Genomic DNA, 15,421 nt, shown 5'->3' on the forward strand with positions numbered 1-15,421 from the left:
TCATCCGCAGGGACAACTCGGGAATCAGCCGTAAGAGGTCGGCGTCGGCGAGCTGCCATGCGGCCACATCCTGTGGCGCGGAGAGCATCTCGCCGAGATCCATGCTCGAAGCCTACTCGAACATGCGTTCGATAGCAATAGGGTGAGCTACGGCTGCCAGACGTAGACCTTGCCGGCCTCGTACCCGCCCCCGTACTCGGCCCCGGAGCCCGAGCCCGAGCCGATGAACGCGATGGCGGCGAGCAGGTTCTGCAGGACGTGCACCTTGCCCTGCGGATCGGCCTGCACCACAGAGAAGAACCCGTGCCACGAGCCGCAGGAGATGCGATCGGTGCCGTACGGGCTGATGACGACCATCTTGTCGGTGGTCCAGGCCTGCGGGTCCAGTGGCACCACGAAGTGATCGCTGCACGGATACATCTCCGGCCCAGTTTGCCCCCTGGCCGCAGCGGCCGGGGCCAGCAGGGTTCCGAGACCGACGGCCAGGGCGCAGGACCCGGCGAGGAGGGTGCGGTTCATCGTCGATTGCCTCTCGGAGAGGTGGAACAGCACGGACAGTATGTTTGTCGGCCGGGAACCGGGCCCCGTTACCGCACCGTCGCGCGCCCGGCGGCGAGCGCGGGATCGCCCAGGACATCGCCGATCCCGCGGGCGGCGCCGCGCTCGAACTCCTCGGCGAACACGTCCTCGGACACGGTGTCCCGGATCAGGGCCTCGATCCGGTTCACGTCGCCGCGCTCGGCCTCGGGTAGCGGCTGCCCCACCGAACTCCTGGCCGCGGCGGCGGCTCCCAGCAGCCTCGCCGCGAGCTCGGGGCGGCCGCCCAACGCGTGCGCGCCTGCGATCCCCTCCAGCGCCAGGGCGATCGCGCGGGGGTCGCCGGTCTCCCGGACGGCGGCGAGTCCCTCGTGGTGCAGCGCCAACGCCTCCTCGACCTCGCCACGCTGCTCGGCGTTGAAGCCCAGTTCGGCGAGGATCAGCACCACCCCGTAGAACGGGACGCCCTGGGCGGCCTCGAGTCGCCGATTCCACGCGAGCCAATGCTGGAGATGCCCGCGGGCCGTATCCAGATCGCCCCGCCTGCGGGCCACCAGCGCGAGCCCGACCTCGGCGAACTGCTCGGCGAACCGGTGCGACTGTTCCGCGGCGACGCGCATCGCCCGTTCGTGCAGGTCCATGGATTCATCGAAATCACCAGTGAGCAAAGCGATTCGACCGAGTCCAGACAGCCGGTAGGAGACATCGACCCACAGGTGCAGGTCCTCGGCGAGGCCGATCCCCTCACGGTGCAGGCGGGCGGCCTCCGGATAGTCCCCGGCGATCTCCGCGAGCGCGGCCAGCACGTCGGTGGCCTGCATCCGACCCCATCCGTCCCCCAACTCCTCGAACAGGGCCACGGCCGCAGCGCCGTGATGCCCGACCGAGTCGAGTTCGCCGCGGAACAGTGCGGCGGTCGCTCGGGCGTGCTCCGCCGCCCCGATGCCCCAACGATCGCCGAGTTCACGGAAGGTCCCGATCGCCGGGTTGATCAGCTCGGAGCTCACGTCCAGCGCGCCCAGCCGCAGACAGACGTATGCCAGGAACCACTGCGCCCGCGCCCGCCCGCCGCGATCGTCGGTACCGTCGAAGGCCCGCAACGCCGCCCGGCTCCGCTCCGCCAGGCCGGCGCCCTCGCCGACCAGCATCGAGAACCCGACGAGCCAGGCGCCCGCCCTGGCGGCACGGGCGGCCGTGGCATCCCCCTGGACCGCCAGCGCCGCGTCGAGCGCCCGGCGCCCCTCGGACAACCTGCCGCGCAGAAACCAGTACCACGCCATCGCATCGGCGATCCGCAGCGCGAGGTCCACGTCTCCGTGCTCCGCGGCGCCGTCGAGCACGGCACGGACGTTGGCCGCCTCGGCGTCGAGTCGGCGCAGGCTCGCTTCTTGGCCTCCGTCCCGCAGTCGCGATTCCGACCGTTCGGCAAGATCCGCATAGAATGCGTTGTGCTGCAGCCGAACCTGTTCATACTCTCCGGACTGGTGCAGTTGCTCGAGGCCGTAGATCGCAACCGACTCGAGCAGCCGGTACCTCGGCTCCGCTCCGTCGTCCGCGACCACCACGAGCGATCGGTCGACCAGACGGCTCAGCAGATCGAGCACCTCGACGGTGTCGACGCCGACACCGGCACACACGGCCTCCGCGGCGTCGAGGGCACACCCGCCCGCGTGCACCGCCAGGCGGCGCAACACGATTCGCTCCCGCTCGTCGAGGAGGCCCCAGCTCCAGTCGATCACCGCCCGCAGGGTCTGCTGGCGGGCCGGGGCGCCCCGCCTGCCCGCGGACAACAACCGGAAACGGTCGTCGAGCCGGTCGGCGAGCTGGTGGATCCCCAACGCGCGCACCCGGCTCGCCGCCAGCTCCAACGCCAGCGGGATGCCGTCGAGACGGCGGCAGATCGCGGCGACGCTGCGCGCGTTCCCGGCGTCGAGCGTGAACCCGGGGGCAGCGGCCGCGGCGCGCGCCACGAAGAGCTGCACGGCGGAGGAGCGTGCCACGGCCGTGAGTTCCGCGTCGGAATCGACGTCGGGCAGGTGCAGCGGGGGCACGGCCAGCAGGACCTCCCCCTCGACGGCCAGTGGTTCCTGACTGGTGGCCAGGACCCGAAGCCCGGGCGCGCGACGCAGTAGCAGATCCACAAGCGCTGCAACGGAGTCCGCCACATGCTCGCAGTTGTCCAGCACCAGCAGCGACCGCCTCGATCGCAGTGCACCCGCGAGGAGGTTCGCCGGGTCGGCGGACTCGATCGCAGGGCGTGGACCGGCGGCCGCATCATCGCGGAGCCCGAGCGCCACAGCCACTGCCGCGGCCACCTCGCGGGTGGACGACGACTCCGGAGCGGCCGGCCTGCGCAGCTCGGCGAGCTCGACGAGCCACACCCCGTCGGGGAAGCCCTCGGCCGACGCCTCGGCCGCGGCCAGCGCCAGGCGCGTCTTCCCCACCCCGCCGGGTCCGGTCAACGTGACCAGGCGGGCGCCGGCGAGCCGATCCCGGGTCTCGGCCAGCTCCCCGGCCCGGCCGATCAGGTCGTTACGCGCGGCGGGCAGGTTGTCGCGGGCGCGCGGCCCGGCAGTCGGTGCCGCATGGAGACCCGGGTCCTGGTCCAGGATCGCGTGGTAGAGGGCGACGAGGTCCGGGCCGGGGTCGACACCGAGCTCCTCGGCCAGCACCTCCCGCAACTGCCCGTAGCTCGCCAGCGCCTCGCTCTGCCTGCCGGCCCGGTACAGGGCCCGGACGTGGGCGGCACGGAGGCGCTCCCGCAGCGGATTGGCGGCGACCGACGGGCCCAGCTGGTCGGCCAGCAGATCGTGGTCGCCGAGCTCGAGGCGGGCCTCGGCGTGGTCCTCGAGGGCGGTCAGCCGCAGTTCCTCCAGGCGGGTGGCCGCCTCGCGCGCGAATCCCTCGTCGGCGAAGTCGGCATAGGCGGGTCCCCGCCACAGCGCCAGCGCCTCCGCGAGCAGCCCGGCCCGCTCGCGCGCATCGACGGCTGCGCGTGCCCGCGCGGTCAGCGCGACGAACTGGCCCGCGTCCACGGCGTCCGCGTCGACCCGCAGCAGGTAGCCGGGCGGGCTGTACCCGACCAGGTCCCGGCCGCCCGGCTCCGCGCTCTCGAGGGCCCGGCGCAGCTGGGAGACCTTGGTCTGCAGGGTGTTCGTCGGGTTACCGGGGAGGTCCCCACCCCACAGGTCGTCGGCCAGCCGCGCGGCCGTCACCGGCCGTCCGTGGTGCACCAACAGGTCCGTCAACAGGGCACGAACCTTCACCTCGGGGACCCGCACCGAGGCGCCGTCGGCGGTCCACACCGCGAGCGGACCGAGTACCCCGAAGCGCATTCGGCCACAGTAACCCAGCGGATCGGGCCTCTCATGGTTCGCCGTGCGTGACCCCCCAGCGAACCGTGCGCGGTTCGTGCGCGCCCGTCGGCACAGTGGTTTCCAGCGAGGCCGGAGGAACCGGCAACCGCCTCGACGCGAACAAACACCGACCAAGAGAAGAGAGACTCATGACCGCGAACCAGACCGCCGCCACCCCGCTCACCGGCCGTGAGATCCACCTCGCCTCCCGCCCGGTCGGCGAGCCAGGGCCGGACAACTTCGAACTCGTCGAGGTCGCCGTGCCCCAGCCCGGCGAGGGCCAGATCCTGGTCCGCAACACCTGGATGTCCGTCGACCCGTACATGCGGGGCCGCATGGACGATGCCGAGTCGTACATCCCGCCGTTCCAGCTGGGTGCCGCCCTCGACGGCAGCGCGGTCGGTGAGGTCGTCGCCTCCCGGTCGGAGTCGATCCCGGTCGGCGCGACGGTGACCCACTTCCTCGGATGGCGCGAGTACGCGGTCCTCGACGCGGCCGACGCCACCGTCATCGACACCACGATCGCGCCCGCCCAGGCCTACCTCGGGGTGCTCGGCACGACCGGCCTGACCGCCTATGCCGCGCTGACCGAGGTCGCGCCGGTGCGGGAAGGTGACGTGGTCTTCATCTCCGCGGCCGCAGGAGCGGTGGGATCGGTCGCCGGCCAGATCGCACGGAAGTTGGGCGCTGCCAAGGTGATCGGATCGGCAGGCGGTCCGATCAAGACGAAGAAGCTGATCACCGACTTCGGCTACGACGCCGCGATCGACTACCGAGACGGCCGGTTGGGCGAGGGGCTCGCCGAGGCGGCCCCCGACGGCATCGACGTCTACCTCGACAGTGTCGGCGGAGATCATCTCGAAGCGGCCATCGGGTCGGCGCGGGTCGGCGGCCGAGTCGCCCTTGTCGGCGCGATCAGCACCTACAACAACACCGCACCCGCCCCCGGTCCCACCAACCTGTTCCAGGCCGCCGCGAAGGAACTGACCCTGCGGGGCCTGCTGATCGGCTCGTACTTCCACCTGTTCCCGGAGTACGTCCCCCTGGCCGCGGGCTGGCTCGCCGACGGGACCCTGCGCACCGAGGAGACCGTCGTCGGCGGTCTCGAGCAGGCTCCCGCCGCCTTCATGGGTGTGCTGCGCGGGGCGAACACCGGAAAGATGCTCGTCCGCCTCGGCGCCTGATCCCCGCCCTCACCGGACCACTCCCCCGAAAGGACCTGCGATGTCGCACTCGATCATCAACCCCGAGACCCTGCACAACCCGGTCGGATTCGGCTACAGCCACGTCGCCCGCACGCGCGGAGACGTGGTGTTCATCGCCGGCCAGTACGCCTCCGACGGCGACGGCCACGTCACCTCACCCGATTTCACCGACCAGGTCGAACGGTCGCTGGCGAACCTGCGGACCGCGCTGGCCGCGGCGGGTCTCGACCACCGCCACGTCGTCGCCCTCCGCACCCACATCGTCGACCACGACGCCGACAAGCTCGCGGTCGTCGCCAGACTGATCGGCGAGATATGGGGTGACCGGCCGCCGACCCAGACGCTGACCGGGGTTGCCGCGCTCGCCCTCCCGGACATGCAGTTCGAGATCGACGCCGTCGCGGTCACAGACTGACCACGACCTTTCCCAAGGCCGCGCCCGAGGCATAGTGGCGGTAGGCATCGGGCGCGTCGTCGAAGGCGAACACGCTGTCGACGACCGGGCGGATCCGGTTCGCCTCGATGACGCGGTTCATCGCGAGGAACTGCGCGCGGCTCCCGACCGCGACCGCGCGCACCGTGGCACCGGAGGCGAACAACACCCGGGCGTCGAGGGGCGGCGGTGCGTTGTCGGAGACGAAACCCACGCAGGCGACATGACCCGCGGTCGCCACCGCCAGGAGCGATTGCTCCAGGAATCCGGTGACGTCGACGATGCGGTCGGCGCCTCGCCCGCCGGTCAGCTCCCTGACCTCGCTCGCCCAGTCGGGCGTGGCCCGGTAGTCGATGACCGCGTCGGCACCGAACTCGGTCAGGCGGGCGGCCTTGGCCGGGCCGCTGGTGGTGGCGATCACCCGGGCCCCGAGCGCCTTGGCGAACTGGAGCGCGAACAGCGACACCCCGCCCGATCCCTGCACGACCACGGTCTGCCCGGCCCGCAGGCCGATCCCGTCACCGGTCAGGGCGTTCCACGCGGTGACCGCGACGCACGGCAGCGTCGCCGCCTCCTCGAAGGACAGATGCTCGGGGACCGGGACGAACTCGTCCTCGCCGAGGACCACGAACTCGGTGAGCATGCCGTCCAGCGAGCCGCCCCGCTGCGGCAGGTGCTCGGCCCCGAACGGCCCGTCCTGCCAGCTCGGGAAGAGGGTGGCCGCGACGCGGTCACCGATCCGGGCCGCGCGGACCCCCGGTCCGACCGCGACGATCTCGCCCGCCCCGTCCGACACCGGCACCACGTCCGGCTTCACGGGCAGCACGTAGTCGCCGCGGAGCACCAGCAGCTCGCGGTAGCTGAGCGAGACGGCACGCACCGCGACCAGGACCTGTCCCTGGTCGGGGACCGGGACGTCGTGCCTGCGGATCTTCAGGCCGTCGATCCCGGCCCCCTCGTCGACGTGGTAGCTACGCATCGGCGCTCTCCGTTCGGTGTCCGGCATCGGCAGCCAGCGGAACCTCGCCCGCGGTCTTGCTGTAGCCGAGCGCCTCGACGATCAGACCGTCGCGGACCCGCATGAGGTTCACCCCCTCGACCCAGTCGGCGGGGCCGTCGCCGAATCGGTACCGCCAGCGGATCGTCGCCCGGTCCCCTGCCACCACCACCTCCTGGGGCAGGAACTGGGTGGCACGGTCCGCCACGAGCGCTCCCCACCAGGCCAGGCAGGCCACGCGGCCCTCGACGCGTTCTCCGGTCGGGGCCGGCTGGACCGACTCCATCACGCAGTCCTCGCCGATCAGGTCGGTGAGCAGCCCGGGGTCGGCGTCGATGAAGGCCTGGTTGAAGAGATCGATGACATCGGTGGTGGTGCGGAGCGACATGGTGACAATCCCATCAGTAGATAGAACGTTCGGTCTCCTCGGAATATATAGAACGGTTGATCTACCCGTCAACACCTGGAAGGCTGGTCTCATGAGCACCCGCACCACACCAGGGCCACGAGAGCGCCTGCTGGACGCCGCCCAGGAGCTGACCTACAGCCACGGCATGGGCGTCGGCGTCGACACGCTCCTCAAGTCCGCAAGCGTGGCGCGGCGTTCCCTGTACGAGCACTTCGGCGGCAAGGACGGGCTGATCGCGGCCGTGCTCGAGCGCAGCACCGCCGAGGACGAGGCCGACTACGAGCGGACGATGCGCGCCGCGGGCGAGAACCCGCGCGATCGCCTGCTGGCCATCCTCGACAGGCTCGCCGAGGTCATCGCCCAGCCCGACTTCCGAGGCTGCCGCTATCTCGCCGCCGACCTGGCGCTGGCCGACCCCGACCATCCAGGGCACGCCGTCACCCGCGCCTACCGCGAGCGCGTGCACCGGCTCCTCGAAGCGGAGTTCGTCGCCCTCGGGCACCCGCGGCCCGCGCACGCGGCCGATCAGTTCCTGTTGCTCATCGACGGCACGCTTGCGGCCGGTGTCACCCGGCCCGATACCGACCCCGCGGCCTCCGCCCGCGAGCTGGCCGGGCAGATCCTCGACGTCCCGCGCTAGGACCGCCGCTCGCACCCGTCACGGCGGTCGAACCGCCGTGACGGGTTGCGGCTCAGCGCAATCCGTGGCGGCGCGCCACCAGCTTCTCCACCATCGTCCGCGGCAGCACGCGGCGCAGGGCGAAGGTCAGCGGGGCGTTGCTGCCCACCGCGTAGAGCTGCTTGGGCCGGTCGGCCTCGATCGCCTTCACGACGGTCTCGGCCACCTTCTGCCCGGTGATGCCCGCGCGCTCGTTGGCGTCGAGCGCGGCGATCATGGTCCGGTACTCGTCCGTGTACGGCGATCCGTCGGCGAGGTAGTGGGTGCGGCGCTCGCCGATGCCGGTGCTGATCGACCCCGGCTCCACCGTGGTGATCCCGACGCCGTAGGGCGCGACCTCCCGCCTGGCCGCGGTCGCGAAGCCCTTGATCGCCGCCTTGGTGGCGACATAGGACGAGCGGTAGGCCAACGGGAAACTGGCCAGCATCGAGCCGACCATGACGACCCGCCCGTACCCGCGCGCACGCATCCCGGGCAGCACGAGCTGGGTGAGCCGGACCGCACCGAAGACGTTGGTCTGGAAGAGCCGCTCGACCGCCTCCATCGGAAGCTCCTCGATCGGCCCGCTCTGGCTCTCCCCGGCGTTGTTGACCAGGACGTCCACCTCGCCCGCCGCTGCGGCGCACGCCTCGATGCTCGCCGGGTCGGTCAGGTCGAGGGCCAGGTACTCGACGCCGGCGATGGGGTCGCTGATCGACGAGGGGTTCCTGCTGGTGCCGAACACCCGATACCCCCGGCCGACAAGAGCTTTCGCCACCGCAGCGCCGATACCGGAGGACGCCCCGGTCACCAGCGCGGTGCGCGTGCCGGTCACGCCAGCTCCCGCGCCAGCGCCCGGCCCGCCGCGCGTCCGGAGAAGATGCAGCCGCCGAGGAAGGTCCCCTCGAGGGCGTTGTAGCCGTGCACCCCGCCGCCGCCGAAGCCGGCGACCTCGCCCGCCGCGTACAGCCCCTCGAACGGCTCGCCGTCGGCGCGGATCACCTGCGAGTCCAGGTTGGTCTCGAGCCCACCGAGAGTCTTACGGGTGAGGATGTTCAGGCGCACCGCGATCAGCGGTCCGTGCTCGGGGTCGAGCAGCCGGTGCGGCTTGGCGACCCTGGTGAGCTTGTCGCTGCGGTACTGCCGCGCGTTGGTGATCGCCATCCGCTGCAGGTCCTTGCCGAACTTGTTGTCGAACTGGCGATCTCGGGCGAGTACCTCACCCTCGACCTGATCGAAGTCGAGCTGCGGGCCGCGGGCGATCTTGTTCATCCCGTCGACCAGCTCGCGCAGGTTGTCCGCCACGACGAAGTCGACGCCGTGCTGCTTGAACGCCTCGACCGGACCGGGTGCCCCCTTGGCCAGCCGGCTGCGCAGCAGCAGCTTGACGTCCTTGCCGGTGACGTCAGGGTTCTGCTCGGAGCCCGACAACGCGAACTCCTTCTCGATGATCGACTGGGTGAGGATGTACCAGGAGTAGTCGTGCCCGGTCGCCAGGATCGCCTTCATCGTCTGGTTCGTGTCGAAGCCGGGGAAGTTCGGCGCGGGCAACCGGCGCCCGGTGGCGTCGAGCCACAGCGACGACGGGCCCGGGATGATGCGGATGGCATGGTTCGGCCAGATCGGGTCCCAGTTGACGATGCCCTCGGTGTAGTGCCACATGCGGTCGCGGTTGACGATATTTCCGCCCGCGTTCTCGGTGATGGCCAGCATCCGGCCGTCCACGTGCGCCGGCACGCCCGAGATCATCGTCTCCGGCGCGGGGCCGACGCGCTCGGTCGGCCAGTTCTTGCGCACCAGCTCGTGGTTGCCGCCGATGCCGCCGGACGTGACGATCACCGCCTTGGCACGGAACTCGAACTCGCCCACGGCGGTTCGCGAGGATGCCTTGCCCCGCTCGAGGTCCGTCGGCTCCAGCACGGTCCCCCGGACGCCGACGACCGCGCCGTCCTCGACGATCAGATCGTCGACCTGGTGCCGGAACTCGAAGTCGACCAGGCCTCGCTTCTCGCCCTCCAGAACCGGCTCGGCGAAGATGCGCACGACCTCAGGCCCGGTGCCCCAGGTGAGGTGGAACCGGGGCACCGAGTTGCCGTGCCCGGCCGCGCTTCCGCCGCCACGCTCGGCCCACCCGACGGTCGGCACGACCTTGAGCCCGAGCTCACGCAGGTACTCTCGCTTCTCGGTCGCCGCGAAGTCGACGTAGGCGCGCGCCCACTGCCGGGGCCAGTGGTCCTCGCGCTCGCGGTCGAATCCGGCCGATCCCATCCAGTCTGCAAGCGCCAGCTCGTGGGAATCCTTGATCCCCAGCCTGCGCTGCTCGGGAGAATCGACGAAGAACAGGCCGCCGAGCGACCAGAATGCCTGTCCACCAAGGTTGTTGCGATTCTCCTGGTCGAGCACCAGCACCCGGCGTCCGGCCTTCACGAGCTCGTGGGTGGCCACCAGTCCGGCCAGGCCCGCCCCCACCACGATGACATCGGCGTTCACATTCACACTTCCTCGCTGTAGTTGCGCAGCACGCTCACGAACAGGTTCGTGCGCGCCCGTCGGACGGTGTCACTTTCTGGTTCCATCAGGCATTGGACGGTGGTCCCGTCGTGCACGGCCACCAACGCCCGACCGAGGGCCTGCGGGTCCGTCGCCCGCCGCCCGGCCCGCGCCAGTGCCGCTTCGACGATCGGCAGGATCGTGGCGAGGATGGCCTCTTCCCTGGCGGCCATCACCCGCTTGAGCGACGGGTTTCGCAGGGCGTGCGCGGTGAATTCCGCGGTGATCCGGTACCACTGGTCGTCGATCGGGATCGCGTCGAGAATCCGCGCGGTGGACTCCACCACACCGAGCTCACCCGACTCCCCGGTGTACTCGCCCGACACCGCTTCGCGGAGGTCGGCGAGCATCTGTGCCGATCGCTGCTCCCACATCGCCAGGAACAGCTCGTCGAGGGAGGCGAAGTTCGAGTAGAAGGCACCCCGCGTGTAGCCGGCGCGTTCGCAGACCTGCTCGACCGTCGAGCGCCCGAAGCCCTCCTCGGCGAAGACGAGCAGCGCGGCGTCGAGCAGGCGCTCCCGCGTCTGGATGCGGCGTTTCGTCACGCGCTTCGGCGTCGCGGACTCGGCCGTGCCGTCCAGTCGCATCAGCCGCTCCTTCCCGACTCACCGCGGGGCAGTTCGATACATTCTTGCATCCGATGCGAAACCGTATCAGTTTCGCCGCCGCCCGTGTCGGGAATCGGTCGGTGCCCGCAGACGAAAGCCCCCGGCAGGTCCGGGGGCTTCGCCGCGGTTCGGATTCGTCAGTTCCGCCGCGCGGTGACGAGCATCGGCTCGTGCAGGTCGAAGTACGACACGTCCCCCATCAGCCGGCCCTCTTCCTCGAAGAGCGAGCGCAGGTCGTCGGGGATCTCGATCTTCTCGTGGGCGCGCGCCTCGGCTTCGGACGTGAAGTAGATGGTCTCGACGTACCCGCCACCGTCGTCGGTGGCGAGGGTTCCGCCGACGATCTCCGGGCGCAGCTGGTGCACCTGGTCGCCTGCCTGCGTCAGCACTTCCCGCATCCGGCCCGCGTCGCTGGTGTGGCCCTCCATGATCTGCACGAATCCGGCATCGTCCGAGCCGCCGCCGAGCCACTCGGTCACCTCAGGGCAGTCCATGAACGAGACAGGGCCCTCGAAGCAGCGCTCCGTCTCGGCCCACCAGGCGCCCTGCTCGGGGCGCTCGCTGTTGCGGCGGGCCGCCTCCTCGGACTCGAACCGTGCCACCACGATGAAAGTCCCGTCATCGGACATTCCCCTGGTCGAGCCCAGAAAGCCGGTCGCCCCCGGCTGCAGTTCTTCCGCCCACCGGTCCATGCACCGGCGTAGACCCTCCTCGTCGGACACCTTTCCTTGGACGACTTGGATGAACATCTCTGCCTCCTCGAGCCGGAGCATGGGCCCCGGCCCAACGGATCCCGGTGACCGACCGACGCGGTCCACCGATCGGCGGGCACCACCCGGCCCGCGCGGCGGCCACTACGGGTTCAATCCTTCGCCCGGCCCCCGCCGGGCGCAAGGGCAGTCATCGACCGGACCGGCCGGACGCAAGACGGTCCGCTGCCTGCATGAACCGGCCACGATCACCGTGCATCACCGATATCCAGCTCCAATCGGTCCTTGTCGACCCGGACCACCCGGACGACGCGGTGCTCGCCTGCCGCCGTGGTCACCTCGAGGCGCTCGTTCTCGGTACTCGACTCCCAGGTCCCGTCCCGGGCGTCGGTGGCGTCACCCCGGCCGATCGCCCAGTCGACGTAGGAGCCGTCCGGGCGGAACTCGATCCCGTCGCGGCCACGCGCCCGCGGGAAGTCGAACCCGGCGGGCCGGTACACCCGGATTCCGTCGTGGTCCTCCTCGAACGAATGGCCCCATCGTCCACAGACTTCCGTCATGCCGTACTCCGCGCCTACGTGGAGGCCGACATTTCCGATGGTGCGGCCGCCACCTCACCGTCGCCCGGGTGCCAGGCTGCTCGGGGGGCGGGCTCGGGTCGGCCGAGCGACTCCCAGCCGTCCTGCGACGGGCGCCACCCGGAGCCGTCCCACCACTTGTGGTGGACGGCGCCCTCCGTACCCGTCACGAACACGTCCATGCGACCGGAAGGGCTGGTGACCACCGTCGGCTGACCGATGGCGGACGCGGAGGTTCCGACGGCAGACGCCTGGCCTGCCGGTGCCTCCACTCGCGGGAGCCGCGGTTCCGGTTCGTGCCGCTCGGTCCACAACTGGCTGCGCACGCCGTCCAGGCACGCCGTCATCCTGGCGACCTGCCCCTTGGTGAACATCACCATCCCCGCGTCGTGGGTGTAGTCCATGTAGTCCATGAACAGGTCCCCATTGGGGCCGTTGTTGCAGGTGACCCTGGGGAAGGTCGGCATGCCGCCGTTGGAACCGGCCTGGTTGGGCGTGTCGTCGACCTCGTCACTGCCGCGGCAGCCGGTGCCGTCGTCACCCCAGATGTGGAACAGATTGAGATAGTGGCCGATCTCGTGGGTGGTGGTGCGGCCGAGGTTGAACGGGGCCGCCGCGGTGCCGACGGTGCCGAAGCCGGTGTGCGTGATGACGACGCCGTCGGTCGCGACCGGGCCGCCGGGGAACTGTGCGTAGCCGAGCAGTCCGTCCGCGAGCTGGCAGACCCAGATGTTCAGGTAGCGCTCGGCCGGCCACGCGGTGGCCCCGCCGCTCTCGACGAACTTGACGCCGTCGCCCTGGTCGAATGCGGCGACGTTCGTCGAGGTGCGGGTGATGCCGGTTGACGGCCGCCCCAGCGGGTCGGCGGTGGCGAGGAAGAACTCGAGTTGCGCGTCACCGACCAGCTCTTCGAAGACGGCGGGCACCGTCGACACGTCCGCGTTGGCAGCACGGAAATCCCGGTTGAGCACCTCGATCTGGCTCTGTATCTGCGCATCGGAGATGTTCTGCTCTTGGGTGTGCGCCACCACGTGCACGACGACCGGAATCCTGGCGAGGCCGCGGGCCGCGGCCGCACCGGTCGACTCCAACTCGATCGTCTGATTCTCGATCTCCGAGCGCGCGATGCGGTACGACTCCGACTCGGTCAGCAACCTGCGGTGCACCTCCATCGCTCCGCACTTGCGGCGGGTCGGCAATCCGACACTGGGATCGTTGCTTGTCATGGCGATGAACTCCTTTGTGGGCGTTGACCTTCAGAGAATGAGGTCCTGGGGGCGGATCAGTTCCCTCGGCAGGGCGCTTGCCTCGATCCGCTCGAGCGGGTCGGCCGCGACGTACGCGTCCATGCCGAGCCCGGTCAACGCGACGATCCGCCGGACCGGGACCTGGAAGGTGCGGTACGCGCCGAACGAGAACGACTCCTCCCCCTCCGCGAACTCCTCGAGCAGGGCCGCCTGGCTCAGCAGGTAGCCGGTGACCGACAGCTCACCGTCCTGCCTGACCATGGCAACGGCCTTCCAGAACTGCCGGGGCAGGGACACCCCGCGGTAGTGCGGGTCGTCGGCCGCAAGCACCGGCCCCGACACGACGCTGACCGCGATGTCGGCGTTGTCGGCGTTGTTCAGGATGTAATCCTCCAGCCCCAGCCAGAGTGTGCTGCCCGCGTTGAAATCGTGGTGTTGCGGAGAGCAATTGGTGAAGTGGAAGGTGTCGTCGTTCGCGGCCTTCGCGGACGGACCCCAGGCCGGGTCGAGCCGGCGCACCAGGTGCCCACGGTCGAGGGGATTGTCCCGGTAGACCGCCTCACCGGTCTGTTGGTTCGCGGGCAGCCGGGGATCGAGGATCCAGCGGTCGCTCTCGCGCCGCAGGTCCTGCGACTGCTTGCCGTCGATGTTCACCGCGGTGAACATCGCGAGCGCCCTTGTCCGGTGCATGACGACGCTGAAATGGTGGTAGCGCAGCTCCGCGGAGGCGACCGCCTCCAGCGCCCCGCCGTGTTCTGGCAGCGGCAGCGGTACGCGCAGGAACCCCGCGTCGTAGCCACCGCGGTTGCGGTAGTCGGGGTCGATGGAGATCGCCTCCGGCTCGGCGCCGACGGCCTGCATCGACGATCCGCCGACGGCAATCGGCGGCGATCCGCCTGTCACGGACTGCGAGGTGTCGCCTCGGGAGGCACCGACACGCACGGTGATCTCGAGTGGAATCTGCACTGTCACCTCGCCCTCGCGGGAACTCTGCCCCCGCCTTGTGGCGTCGGACATCGGCAGGTCCTCCGCCGGGGTCACCCGCTCCACCCGTTCGGCGGCAATGACCTCGTCCACGAGTCGACGCCACGCGGGCGGCAGGTCTAGGCCGCGGAGGTGCTGGAGGATCCGGCTGACCCGCACCCCCTCGTTGAGGACACCACCGAACTCGGTGTGCGCCGGGGCGGGCACGCTCGCGTGATGCAGGGCGACGACCTCCCATTGGTCGTTGAAGACCGGAGATCCGGAAGACCCCGGTTCGGTATCCGCCGAGTAGTGCAGGAACCGTTCCGGAACGTCCACGATCCGGTTCTCGCGCAGAGCGATCTGCTTCTTGGCTCCTCCTGGGTGCTGAACGATCGTGACGAAGTCACCGATGATCGACTTGCCCTCCGACTCGATCAACCGGTTGAAGCCGAACGGCGCGAGCAACTCGGGCCTGCCGCGAACCGCGACGAGGGCGAAGTCCCGCTCACGATCCGCGACGAAGAAGGCTCCCGGGTCGAGCGGGAAGGTCTGCCTCGGCAGTTCCTTGCCGTCGATGCCGTCCTGGAAGTTGAACTCGACAACACTGTTGCGGGCCGTGTCCGCGTTCGGCAGCACGTGATGATTGGTCAGCATCAGCGCGGGCGAGACGAGCGACCCCGTCCCGAAGCCCTGGTCGATCCCGCGCCCATCGCGAATGACCACCCGACAGACGGCGCGCGACGCCGCCACACCGGCGTCGAGATACCGGACACCGACGAAATCCGCTGTGTTGATGATCTTCTCGAGCACGACCTCGGCGCTGCCGTCGACGTCGGCGACGTCACTGATCCGGTTCAGCGCCTCCTCGACCACGGCCTCCGGCGGGTCAGCCGTCGGCTGTGCGGACGGCTCCTCACCGGCGTAGTAACGGCTAAGCCGGTCGAGCCGTTTCGCGATGCGCTCGGGAGTGTCCGCCGCGGCGACACCGCCGGGCCCGGACAGCACGCTCACGTGCTCGCCCCGTTGCGGGGCCCGCTCTCGCGCGCGCCGCTCGGCGGCCTCGGCCTGTCGCCTGCGCTCCGTTTCGAATGTCCCCGTATACCCTGCGGCACTGCCACTTTCCTGTCCTCCCCGGGGCCGGGGAGTAACGATCGTCATCACGATTCC

General features: G+C 70.4%; 14 protein-coding genes. 3 read left to right on the forward strand and 11 right to left on the reverse strand.

Annotation, left to right across the window (positions count from 1 at the left end):
• Positions 1-147: 147 nt before the first annotated feature.
• Together BR31_RS29650 and BR31_RS0121455 are read right to left on the reverse strand one after the other, a co-directional pair.
• Positions 148-519 carry a hypothetical protein gene (locus tag BR31_RS29650; protein WP_156042578.1) on the reverse strand — a complete coding sequence of 124 codons (372 nt, stop codon included), beginning with the start codon at positions 517-519 and terminating at the stop codon, positions 148-150.
• A 68-nt stretch (positions 520-587) separates the two neighbouring features.
• A complete protein-coding gene (locus tag BR31_RS0121455; RefSeq protein ID WP_027502774.1) occupies positions 588-3,872 on the reverse strand; it encodes an AfsR/SARP family transcriptional regulator in 3,285 nt (1,094 codons plus the stop codon).
• A gap of 170 nt (positions 3,873-4,042) precedes the next feature.
• Between BR31_RS0121455 and BR31_RS0121460 the strand changes: the two genes are divergently transcribed.
• Positions 4,043-5,077, forward strand: coding sequence for an NADP-dependent oxidoreductase (locus BR31_RS0121460; protein ID WP_027502775.1), 1,035 nt, complete (start codon positions 4,043-4,045; stop codon positions 5,075-5,077).
• A 40-nt stretch (positions 5,078-5,117) separates the two neighbouring features.
• Entirely contained in the window at positions 5,118-5,513 is a 396-nt protein-coding gene (locus BR31_RS0121465; RefSeq protein WP_027502776.1) for a RidA family protein, read from the forward strand.
• On the opposite strand, the gene BR31_RS0121470 is transcribed toward BR31_RS0121465, so the two are convergent.
• Both BR31_RS0121470 and BR31_RS29655 read right to left on the reverse strand, forming a co-directional pair.
• The gene (locus tag BR31_RS0121470; RefSeq protein WP_027502777.1) at positions 5,503-6,510 is read right to left on the reverse strand and encodes a zinc-dependent alcohol dehydrogenase family protein; all 1,008 of its coding nucleotides are present in this window, start codon (positions 6,508-6,510) and stop codon (positions 5,503-5,505) included. The two genes, BR31_RS0121465 and BR31_RS0121470, sit on opposite strands and share 11 nt — an antisense overlap.
• Positions 6,503-6,916 carry a nuclear transport factor 2 family protein gene (locus BR31_RS29655; protein ID WP_051637631.1) on the reverse strand — a complete coding sequence of 138 codons (414 nt, stop codon included), beginning with the start codon at positions 6,914-6,916 and terminating at the stop codon, positions 6,503-6,505. Before BR31_RS29655 ends, BR31_RS0121470 begins: the two co-directional genes overlap by 8 nt.
• Positions 6,917-7,007: 91 nt before the next feature.
• Between BR31_RS29655 and BR31_RS0121480 the strand changes: the two genes are divergently transcribed.
• The gene (locus BR31_RS0121480; RefSeq protein ID WP_027502778.1) at positions 7,008-7,577 is read left to right on the forward strand and encodes a TetR/AcrR family transcriptional regulator; all 570 of its coding nucleotides are present in this window, start codon (positions 7,008-7,010) and stop codon (positions 7,575-7,577) included.
• A 52-nt stretch (positions 7,578-7,629) separates the two neighbouring features.
• Here the strand turns inward: BR31_RS0121480 and BR31_RS0121485 are convergent, their stop codons facing one another.
• From BR31_RS0121485 to BR31_RS0121515, 7 genes are all read right to left on the reverse strand, one after another.
• Positions 7,630-8,430 (reverse strand): SDR family oxidoreductase, encoded by an 801-nt coding sequence (locus tag BR31_RS0121485; RefSeq protein ID WP_027502779.1) that lies wholly within the window; start codon positions 8,428-8,430, stop codon positions 7,630-7,632.
• Complete coding sequence (locus tag BR31_RS0121490) at positions 8,427-10,085, reverse strand: FAD-binding dehydrogenase (RefSeq protein WP_231496643.1); 1,659 nt, start codon at positions 10,083-10,085, stop codon at positions 8,427-8,429. Before BR31_RS0121490 ends, BR31_RS0121485 begins: the two co-directional genes overlap by 4 nt.
• Before the next feature lie 2 nt (positions 10,086-10,087).
• Entirely contained in the window at positions 10,088-10,732 is a 645-nt protein-coding gene (locus BR31_RS0121495) for a TetR/AcrR family transcriptional regulator (protein WP_037177680.1), read from the reverse strand.
• Between the two features lie 158 nt (positions 10,733-10,890).
• Positions 10,891-11,502, reverse strand: a complete 612-nt coding sequence (locus BR31_RS0121500; protein ID WP_027502782.1) for a hypothetical protein — start codon at positions 11,500-11,502, stop codon at positions 10,891-10,893.
• Positions 11,503-11,711: 209 nt separating this feature from the next.
• Positions 11,712-12,023, reverse strand: a complete 312-nt coding sequence (locus tag BR31_RS0121505; RefSeq protein ID WP_027502783.1) for a hypothetical protein — start codon at positions 12,021-12,023, stop codon at positions 11,712-11,714.
• Between the two features lie 14 nt (positions 12,024-12,037).
• On the reverse strand, positions 12,038-13,267 hold the full coding sequence (locus BR31_RS29660) for a zinc metalloprotease (RefSeq protein ID WP_081830628.1): 1,230 nt from the start codon (positions 13,265-13,267) through the stop codon (positions 12,038-12,040).
• 30 nt (positions 13,268-13,297) lie between these two features.
• The gene (locus BR31_RS0121515; RefSeq protein WP_027502784.1) at positions 13,298-15,412 is read right to left on the reverse strand and encodes a DNA/RNA non-specific endonuclease; all 2,115 of its coding nucleotides are present in this window, start codon (positions 15,410-15,412) and stop codon (positions 13,298-13,300) included.
• Between the last annotated feature and the right edge of the window lie 9 nt (positions 15,413-15,421).

The organism is Rhodococcus sp. UNC363MFTsu5.1 (assembly GCF_000686785.1).
GTDB classification, from domain to species: Bacteria; Actinomycetota; Actinomycetes; order Mycobacteriales; family Mycobacteriaceae; genus Rhodococcus_G; species Rhodococcus_G maanshanensis.

Excerpts from the sequence above, each read along its gene's own strand:
- BR31_RS29655 (WP_051637631.1), bottom strand. The coding sequence starts at position 6,916 with ATGTCGCTCCGCACCACCACCGATGTCATCGATCTCTTCAACCAGGCC.
- BR31_RS0121465 (WP_027502776.1), top strand. The coding sequence starts at position 5,118 with ATGTCGCACTCGATCATCAACCCCGAGACCCTGCACAACCCGGTCGGA.
- BR31_RS0121495 (WP_037177680.1), bottom strand. The coding sequence starts at position 10,732 with ATGCGACTGGACGGCACGGCCGAGTCCGCGACGCCGAAGCGCGTGACG.
- BR31_RS0121455 (WP_027502774.1), bottom strand. The coding sequence starts at position 3,872 with ATGCGCTTCGGGGTACTCGGTCCGCTCGCGGTGTGGACCGCCGACGGC.
- BR31_RS29650 (WP_156042578.1), bottom strand. The coding sequence starts at position 519 with ATGAACCGCACCCTCCTCGCCGGGTCCTGCGCCCTGGCCGTCGGTCTC.
- BR31_RS0121500 (WP_027502782.1), bottom strand. The coding sequence starts at position 11,502 with ATGTTCATCCAAGTCGTCCAAGGAAAGGTGTCCGACGAGGAGGGTCTA.
- BR31_RS0121480 (WP_027502778.1), top strand. The coding sequence starts at position 7,008 with ATGAGCACCCGCACCACACCAGGGCCACGAGAGCGCCTGCTGGACGCC.
- BR31_RS0121460 (WP_027502775.1), top strand. The coding sequence starts at position 4,043 with ATGACCGCGAACCAGACCGCCGCCACCCCGCTCACCGGCCGTGAGATC.
- BR31_RS0121515 (WP_027502784.1), bottom strand. The coding sequence starts at position 15,412 with ATGACGATCGTTACTCCCCGGCCCCGGGGAGGACAGGAAAGTGGCAGT.
- BR31_RS0121505 (WP_027502783.1), bottom strand. The coding sequence starts at position 12,023 with ATGACGGAAGTCTGTGGACGATGGGGCCATTCGTTCGAGGAGGACCAC.
- BR31_RS29660 (WP_081830628.1), bottom strand. The coding sequence starts at position 13,267 with ATGACAAGCAACGATCCCAGTGTCGGATTGCCGACCCGCCGCAAGTGC.
- BR31_RS0121470 (WP_027502777.1), bottom strand. The coding sequence starts at position 6,510 with ATGCGTAGCTACCACGTCGACGAGGGGGCCGGGATCGACGGCCTGAAG.